General features: G+C 42.1%; 1 protein-coding gene, 2 tRNA genes and 3 rRNA genes. All 6 read left to right on the top strand.

Annotation, left to right across the window (positions count from 1 at the left end; translation table 11 throughout):
* The first annotated feature begins 699 nt into the window (after window positions 1–699).
* The 6 genes from EBF12_RS10820 (at window position 700) to rrf (ending at window position 7,407) form a co-directional block, all read left to right on the top strand.
* Window positions 700–2,199: ribosomal RNA gene (locus tag EBF12_RS10820) — 16S ribosomal RNA — on the top strand.
* Window positions 2,200–2,322: 123 nt separating this feature from the next.
* Window positions 2,323–2,399 (top strand) — tRNA-Ile (locus EBF12_RS10825).
* Between the two features lie 216 nt (window positions 2,400–2,615).
* A tRNA-Ala gene (locus EBF12_RS10830) sits at window positions 2,616–2,691 on the top strand.
* Window positions 2,692–3,262: 571 nt separating this feature from the next.
* A 23S ribosomal RNA gene (locus tag EBF12_RS10835) occupies window positions 3,263–6,468 on the top strand.
* Window positions 6,469–6,652: 184 nt separating this feature from the next.
* A complete protein-coding gene (locus tag EBF12_RS10840; RefSeq protein ID WP_121727656.1) occupies window positions 6,653–6,874 on the top strand; it encodes a hypothetical protein in 222 nt (73 codons plus the stop codon).
* Between the two features lie 417 nt (window positions 6,875–7,291).
* Window positions 7,292–7,407: ribosomal RNA gene (gene rrf / locus EBF12_RS10845) — 5S ribosomal RNA — on the top strand.
* The 16S, 23S and 5S rRNA genes sit together here with 2 tRNA genes alongside, the layout of an rRNA operon.
* The last annotated feature ends 282 nt before the right edge of the window (window positions 7,408–7,689 follow it).

Below are 7,689 nucleotides of genomic sequence, written 5' to 3' on the forward strand. Positions count from 1 at the left end.
TTTAAGCCCCCATTAAGCTTTAAATCTGTATTATTTCACTCCCATTTGATTGAGCTTCTAGTCTCTTCTCTTAGGTTTTCATCACTATGATGTTTTTAGTTTTTAATCCTTTAAAATCTAAAAGCCATAAAGTAATGTCTAAACTTTAAGCTGAAGATGTGCAAGATGAAGATTTGAAGATTATAGTGAAGATATGAAAGTATCAAACTTTTTCTAGTTTGCTTTTTCTATGGTTGTTCTTTATCAATATAATCATTGTTCATAGCTTTTAAGATACAAGCTTGAAGTTATTGTAGTGCATTATATTTGGTATGATCTTTGACATCTAAGCAAGAAAGTTAAGTTACTTTATTACTTATTTTAATATAAGCAATAAAAATTAGACTTAAGTTTCTTAGTTCATTATACATAACTCATTTATGACTTTGAGAAAGTTTCTATTATAGCTTTAAGATATGTAGTTTTAATAGCTTTTTAGAATCTACACTCTAGTCTTTGTGATTTTTTAAACTAAGAGACAAGGACAAACTTTTAAGTGTTGAAGTATGGTTTCATTCTCATTAATACATTGAGAATCTCATCTTTAACACTTTTTTTCTTCAAATAAAAAGCCTGATTATGTTTTTTAATTTTGGCTTTTTATCACTTATGGAGAGTTTGGCATTCATTTAATTATGTTGTACTCAAACTTCCATAATTTTTATGGAGAGTTTGATCCTGGCTCAGAGTGAACGCTGGCGGCGTGCCTAATACATGCAAGTCGAACGATGAAGCTTCTAGCTTGCTAGAGGTGGATTAGTGGCGCACGGGTGAGTAATGCATAGGTTATGTGCCCTTTAGTCTGGGATAGCCACTGGAAACGGTGATTAATACTGGATACTCCCTACGGGGGAAAGGTTTTTCGCTAAAGGATCAGCCTATGTCCTATCAGCTTGTTGGTGAGGTAATGGCTCACCAAGGCTATGACGGGTATCCGGCCTGAGAGGGTGAACGGACACACTGGAACTGAGACACGGTCCAGACTCCTACGGGAGGCAGCAGTAGGGAATATTGCTCAATGGGGGAAACCCTGAAGCAGCAACGCCGCGTGGAGGATGAAGGTTTTAGGATTGTAAACTCCTTTTGTAAGAGAAGATTATGACGGTATCTTACGAATAAGCACCGGCTAACTCCGTGCCAGCAGCCGCGGTAATACGGAGGGTGCAAGCGTTACTCGGAATCACTGGGCGTAAAGAGCGCGTAGGCGGGAAAGTAAGTCAGATGTGAAATCCTGTAGCTTAACTATAGAATTGCATTTGAAACTACTTTTCTAGAGTATGGGAGAGGTAGGTGGAATTCTTGGTGTAGGGGTAAAATCCGTAGAGATCAAGAGGAATACTCATTGCGAAGGCGACCTGCTGGAACATTACTGACGCTGATGCGCGAAAGCGTGGGGAGCAAACAGGATTAGATACCCTGGTAGTCCACGCCCTAAACGATGAATGCTAGTTGTTGCCCTGCTTGTCAGGGCAGTAATGCAGCTAACGCATTAAGCATTCCGCCTGGGGAGTACGGTCGCAAGATTAAAACTCAAAGGAATAGACGGGGACCCGCACAAGCGGTGGAGCATGTGGTTTAATTCGAAGATACGCGAAGAACCTTACCTAGGCTTGACATTGATAGAATCTGCTAGAGATAGCGGAGTGCTGGCTTGCCAGAGCTTGAAAACAGGTGCTGCACGGCTGTCGTCAGCTCGTGTCGTGAGATGTTGGGTTAAGTCCCGCAACGAGCGCAACCCTCGTCCTTAGTTGCTAGCAGTTTAAGCTGAGCACTCTAAGGAGACTGCCTTCGTAAGGAGGAGGAAGGTGAGGACGACGTCAAGTCATCATGGCCCTTACGCCTAGGGCTACACACGTGCTACAATGGGGCGCACAAAGAGGAGCAATACCGCGAGGTGGAGCAAATCTCAAAAACGTCTCCCAGTTCGGATTGTAGTCTGCAACTCGACTACATAAAGCTGGAATCGCTAGTAATCGTGAATCAGCAATGTCACGGTGAATACGTTCCCGGGTCTTGTACTCACCGCCCGTCACACCATGGGAGTTGTATTCGCCCTAAGCCGGAATGCTAAATTGGCTACCGTCCACGGCGGATGCAGCGACTGGGGTGAAGTCGTAACAAGGTAACCGTAGGTGAACCTGCGGTTGGATCACCTCCTTTCTAGAGATATGTTAAGATATTTGTTTATCTTAACTCAATGCTTATGAGAGTATAAGGGACTTAACGGACTTGCTTAGTTTTCAGAGATCTCCAAATACTATACATTATATATAGCGAGCTTAGGGGCTTATAGCTCAGGTGGTTAGAGCGCACCCCTGATAAGGGTGAGGTCAGAGGTTCAAGTCCTCTTAAGCCCACCAAATGAAATTCTTTTTTACGCTTTTGAAAGAGTTTTCAAAGTTTTTTCGGTCATTACCTTAAGGTAAATCCCTTCAAAAACTTTTCAACAACTTTCAAAATCATTGGAAAATAATTCCATTTAAATTATCAAAGCTAAAGGTAGAAGTTAGGCTTTATTGCATTATTGAAACATTAAGTAATGTATTTTAGATTCTATATTTAGTGATGATTATTAAGGGGAATTAGCTCAGCTGGGAGAGCGCCTGCTTTGCACGCAGGAGGTCAGCGGTTCGATCCCGCTATTCTCCACCATTTTGAGAGTAGTCTCTAAGTAATGCTATGAGATATGACAATGTTGGCAATGTGAGAGATAATGAAGTCTAATGCAAGGTTTTATCCTTATCTATATTTTCTTAGAATCTTTAGCTTTATTGAGTTAAGGCAAAAGAATGGAGAATGAAAAGAAAAAGCAAGAGTTTGTTAATTGCAGATTTAAGCGAAAGGATAAAGTGAGAAACTTTGCATTAGACTTTAGTCTAAATGTTATTTGAAATTTTATTGTTAATAGCCTAAATAGTAATTAACTACAATTACGCGACATACTTGTCTTATTGAAGTAGGGTTGATTAAAACTATACGATGTGATATGTTGGAGCTTGTGAGAGTAGATTCTATGAAGAATAGAATCTAAGCTAGAGTTTGATTTTAATATAAAGCAAAGTATAGGTTGTGGAATTATCTTTAGGCAGTTTTGTGGGTTGTGTAGATAGATGTGCGGAGACTAACCTGAAGGTTGTCGCACAAACATCTAGCAAACTCCCGAGAAACTGACAAAGAGAAACCACAAAATCTCTTGCATTCAATAAGGCAGTATCCTTGAGAGTAAAAAGCTTTTAAGGGCAGATGGTGGATGCCTTGGGTGATAGAGGCGATGAAGGACGTACTAAGCTGCGATAAGCTATGGGGAGCTGCTAAGAAGCTTTGATCCATAGATTTCCGAATGGGGCAACCCAATACATAGAGATATGTATTACCTTTAATGGAGCGAACCTAGCGAAGTGAAACATCTCAGTAGCTAGAGGAAAAGAAATCGTAATGAGATTCTCCTAGTAGCGGCGAGCGAACGGGGAAGAGGGCAAACCAGTAGCTTGCTACTGGGGTTGAGGACTGCAATATCCACTTGAATAATGTAGCAGAAGTGTTTGGAAAAACATATCATAGAGGGTGATAGTCCCGTATGCGAAATATTATTCATAGGTAGCAGGATCCAGAGTAGGCCAGGACACGTGAAATCCGGGCTGAAGCCGGGGAGACCACTCTCCAACCCTAAATACTACTATCACACCGATAGCGAACAAGTACCGTGAGGGAAAGGTGAAAAGAACCGCAGTGAGCGGAGTGAAATAGAACCTGAAACCATCTGCCTACAATCATTCAGAGCCCTATTGTAGGCTCATTTGAGAGATTAGAATCCGCTTGTCTTTTGGACGCTTTTAAGGGAGTTTGGTTTTTGTTTGTGCGACAGACTTTAGTCTAGTCTCCGCACAAAAACCTGCACAACCCTTAAAATCGTCTCAAAATACTTTGCGGTTTGTAGTTTAGAATCTAAGCAGATATAAATTGCAGAAAATTCTAAGATTTTGAGATGATTTTGGTGGTTGCGTAGAAAAATTTGCGGAGACTAGACTAAAGTCTGTCACACAAAGATTTTTCAAGCTCCGCCAAAAGCACCCAAAAGCTGAATTTAGCAAAATCTTTCAAGTGAGCCTACAAGGGTGATGGACTGCCTTTTGCATAATGATCCTGCGAGTTGTGGTATCTGGCAAGGTTAAGCACACGCGAAGCCGTAGCGAAAGCGAGTCTGAAAGGGCGTTTAGTCAGATGCTGCAGACCCGAAGCCAAGTGATCTATCCATGGCCAAGTTGAAGCGAGTGTAATAGCTCGTGGAGGACTGAACTCGTACCCATTGAAACGGGTTGGGATGAGCTGTGGATAGGGGTGAAAGGCCAAACAAACTTGGTGATAGCTGGTTCTCTTCGAAATATATTTAGGTATAGCCTCAAGTGATAGTAATAGGGGGTAGAGCTCTGATTGGGCTAGGGCTGCTCACCGCGGTACCAACCCCTGTCAAACTGCAAATACCTATTACCGTATCTTGGGAGTCAGGCGGTGGGTGATAAAATCAATCGTCAAAAGGGGAACAACCCAGACTACCAACTAAGGTCCCAAAGTTCTATTCTAAGTGGAAAATGATGTGAAGTTACTCAGACAACCAGGAGGTTGGCTTAGAAGCAGCCATCCTTTAAAGAAAGCGTAACAGCTCACTGGTCTAGTGATTTTGCGCAGAAAATATAACGGGGCTAAGATAGACACCGAAGTTGTAGATTCTATGCTGGTGCATAGAGTGGTAGAAGAGCGTTCGTATCAGCGTTGAAGGCATACCGGTAAGGAGTGCTGGAGCGATGCGAAGTGAGCATGCAGGAATGAGTAGCGATAAAAGTGGTGAGAATCCACTTCGCCGAAAGTCTAAGGTTTCCTACGCGATGCTCGTCATCGTAGGGTTAGTCGGGTCCTAAGACAAGTCAGAAATGGGTAGTCGATGGAAAATGGGTTAATATTCCCATACCAACATTAGTGTGCGATGGGGGGACGCATAGGGCTAAGTAGCGTTAGCTGATGGAAGTGCTAATTTAAAAGCGTAGATTGAGAGATAGGTAAATCCGCTCTTGTATTCGAAACTTGAATAGCTTGTTGCGATCTTCGGATCAAGATGAGTGCTACTGACGCCGTCGTGCCAAGAAAAGCCTCTAAGTTTAGCTAATGTTGCCCGTACCGCAAACCGACACAGGTAGATGAGATGAGTATTCTAAGGCGCGTGAAAGAACTCTGGTTAAGGAACTCTGCAAACTAGCACCGTAAGTTCGCGATAAGGTGTGCCACAGCAATGTGGTCTCAGCAAAGAGTCCCTCCCGACTGTTTACCAAAAACACAGCACTTTGCAAACTCGTAAGAGGAAGTATAAGGTGTGACGCCTGCCCGGTGCTCGAAGGTTAAGAGGATTCGTTAGCAGTAATGCGAAGCGTTGAATTGAAGCCCGAGTAAACGGCGGCCGTAACTATAACGGTCCTAAGGTAGCGAAATTCCTTGTCGGTTAAATACCGACCTGCATGAATGGCGTAACGAGATGGGAGCTGTCTCAACCAGAAATTCAGTGAAATTGTAGTGGAGGTGAAAATTCCTCCTACCCGCGGCAAGACGGAGAGACCCCGTGGACCTTTACTACAGCTTGGCACTGCCGATGGGAGCATTATGCGCAGGATAGGTGGGAGGCTTTGAAGTCTTCACTCTGGTGGAGATGGAGCCATCCTTGAGATACCACCCTTAATGTTTCTGTCTGCTAACTGGCTAGAGTTATCCTCTAGCAGGACAATGCCTGGTGGGTAGTTTGACTGGGGCGGTCGCCTCCTAAAAAGTAACGGAGGCTTGCAAAGGTTGGCTCATTGCGGTTGGAAATCGCAAGTAGAGTGTAATGGCATAAGCCAGCCTGACTGTAAGACAAACAAGTCGAGCAGAGACGAAAGTCGGTCATAGTGATCCGGTGATTCTGTGTGGAAGGGTCATCGCTCAAAGGATAAAAGGTACCCCGGGGATAACAGGCTGATCTCCCCCAAGAGCTCACATCGACGGGGAGGTTTGGCACCTCGATGTCGGCTCATCGCATCCTGGGGCTGGAGCAGGTCCCAAGGGTATGGCTGTTCGCCATTTAAAGCGGTACGCGAGCTGGGTTCAGAACGTCGTGAGACAGTTCGGTCCCTATCTGCCGTGGGCGTAGGAAAGTTGAGGAGAGCTGTCCCTAGTACGAGAGGACCGGGATGGACACGCCACTGGTGTAGCAGTTGTTCTGCCAAGAGCATCGCTGCGTAGCTACGCGTGGATGTGATAACCGCTGAAAGCATCTAAGCGGGAAGCCAACTCCAAGATTAACTTTCCCTGAAGGTCGCAGCAAGACTAGCTGCTTGATAGGGTAGGTGTGTAAGCATAGTAATGTGTTTAGCTGACTACTACTAATAGACCGTTTGGCTTTTTATTAAGGATTACTGCCTTATTGAGTGCAAGATTCTAAAGGTTTTATTGTTTGAGTTTAGTTATTCAAGTTTATATGTGAGTATAAATTGAGAATGAGAAGCTTAGATATAGAATCTGCTTTGATAAGAAAGAAGTGTAATTGAGAAGTGTAATTGAATGGTTAGTTGCTAAATACGAAAGAATAACATTGAGACTTTATGTATTATATAGATTCTTAGTCGTTGCATTAGCATATGTTTTTATGCTAATGCAATTTGTTAGAAAATGCGGTAGTGTAAGCAGTGCAAAATCACTTGTGTGGCTATTAACACCATTACCCTATAAGGAAAATGGAAATAAGGACAAAAGAAAAAGACAAGGCACAAAGCATATAGAACATAGGCTGTGGAACATAAACTATATAGCCTAAAGCAAAATAAAAAGCTAAAGCTCTTTAGCTTTTTATAGAATCTAGCTTATAAGCATTTAGATTCTATGGAGCATATATCTATTTTAACTTATACTAAGATAGATATATGCGATGCTGTGTAGCAGTGTGGAATAAGCTTTAAGTAGCTTTCAATCAGCTAGATTGTAGAGTGGCTTTGTTAGGCTTTAGCTTAGTATTGAGTTAGGATTTTATATGAGAAGTTTAGCTTGGTATTTGGTTTGCTTTTATGATCTTTGACTTTGATGTATTAGCTTAGAATACAGGCTTATGTAATGCAAGTAAGGCTTAAGAATAAGGGCTAATTGAGACTACTCTTTAGAGTTTAGCCAGATTCTAAAGATAAGCAAAGAGTTGAAAGAAGTCTTAGAAGTTTTAGTTTGTCTTTATTTCCCTTTTCCTTGTGTTTATAGAGAGAAGGCAACACCCAGCTCCATTCCGAACCTGGCAGTTAAGCTTCTCTTCGCCGATGATACTGCACCTTTCAGGTGTGGGAATGTAGGTCGATGCAGGGAGGGGGAAAATCTTCTTTTTACTTATTTTTTACTTCGTTATATAGAATCTTGCTGTTTGCTTTTGGTTGTTTGATTGAATTTGTTTGGTTTTATGGATTTAAGATAGTGTTGATTGATTTGCTACAAAGATTTGGATTTTTAGTTTCGTATTGATTGTTCTGTTTGTTAGATTCCCTTGAGAATACTTGGTTTGAGATTGTGATTAGTTACTTTGGATTTTTCATCTTTATATTTTTTTTGTTAGATAAAATGGGCTAAAATGAGATTGTGATTTGAGATTGA

Source organism: Helicobacter labetoulli (assembly GCF_003670275.1).
Classification (GTDB): Bacteria; Campylobacterota; Campylobacteria; order Campylobacterales; family Helicobacteraceae; genus Helicobacter_C; species Helicobacter_C labetoulli.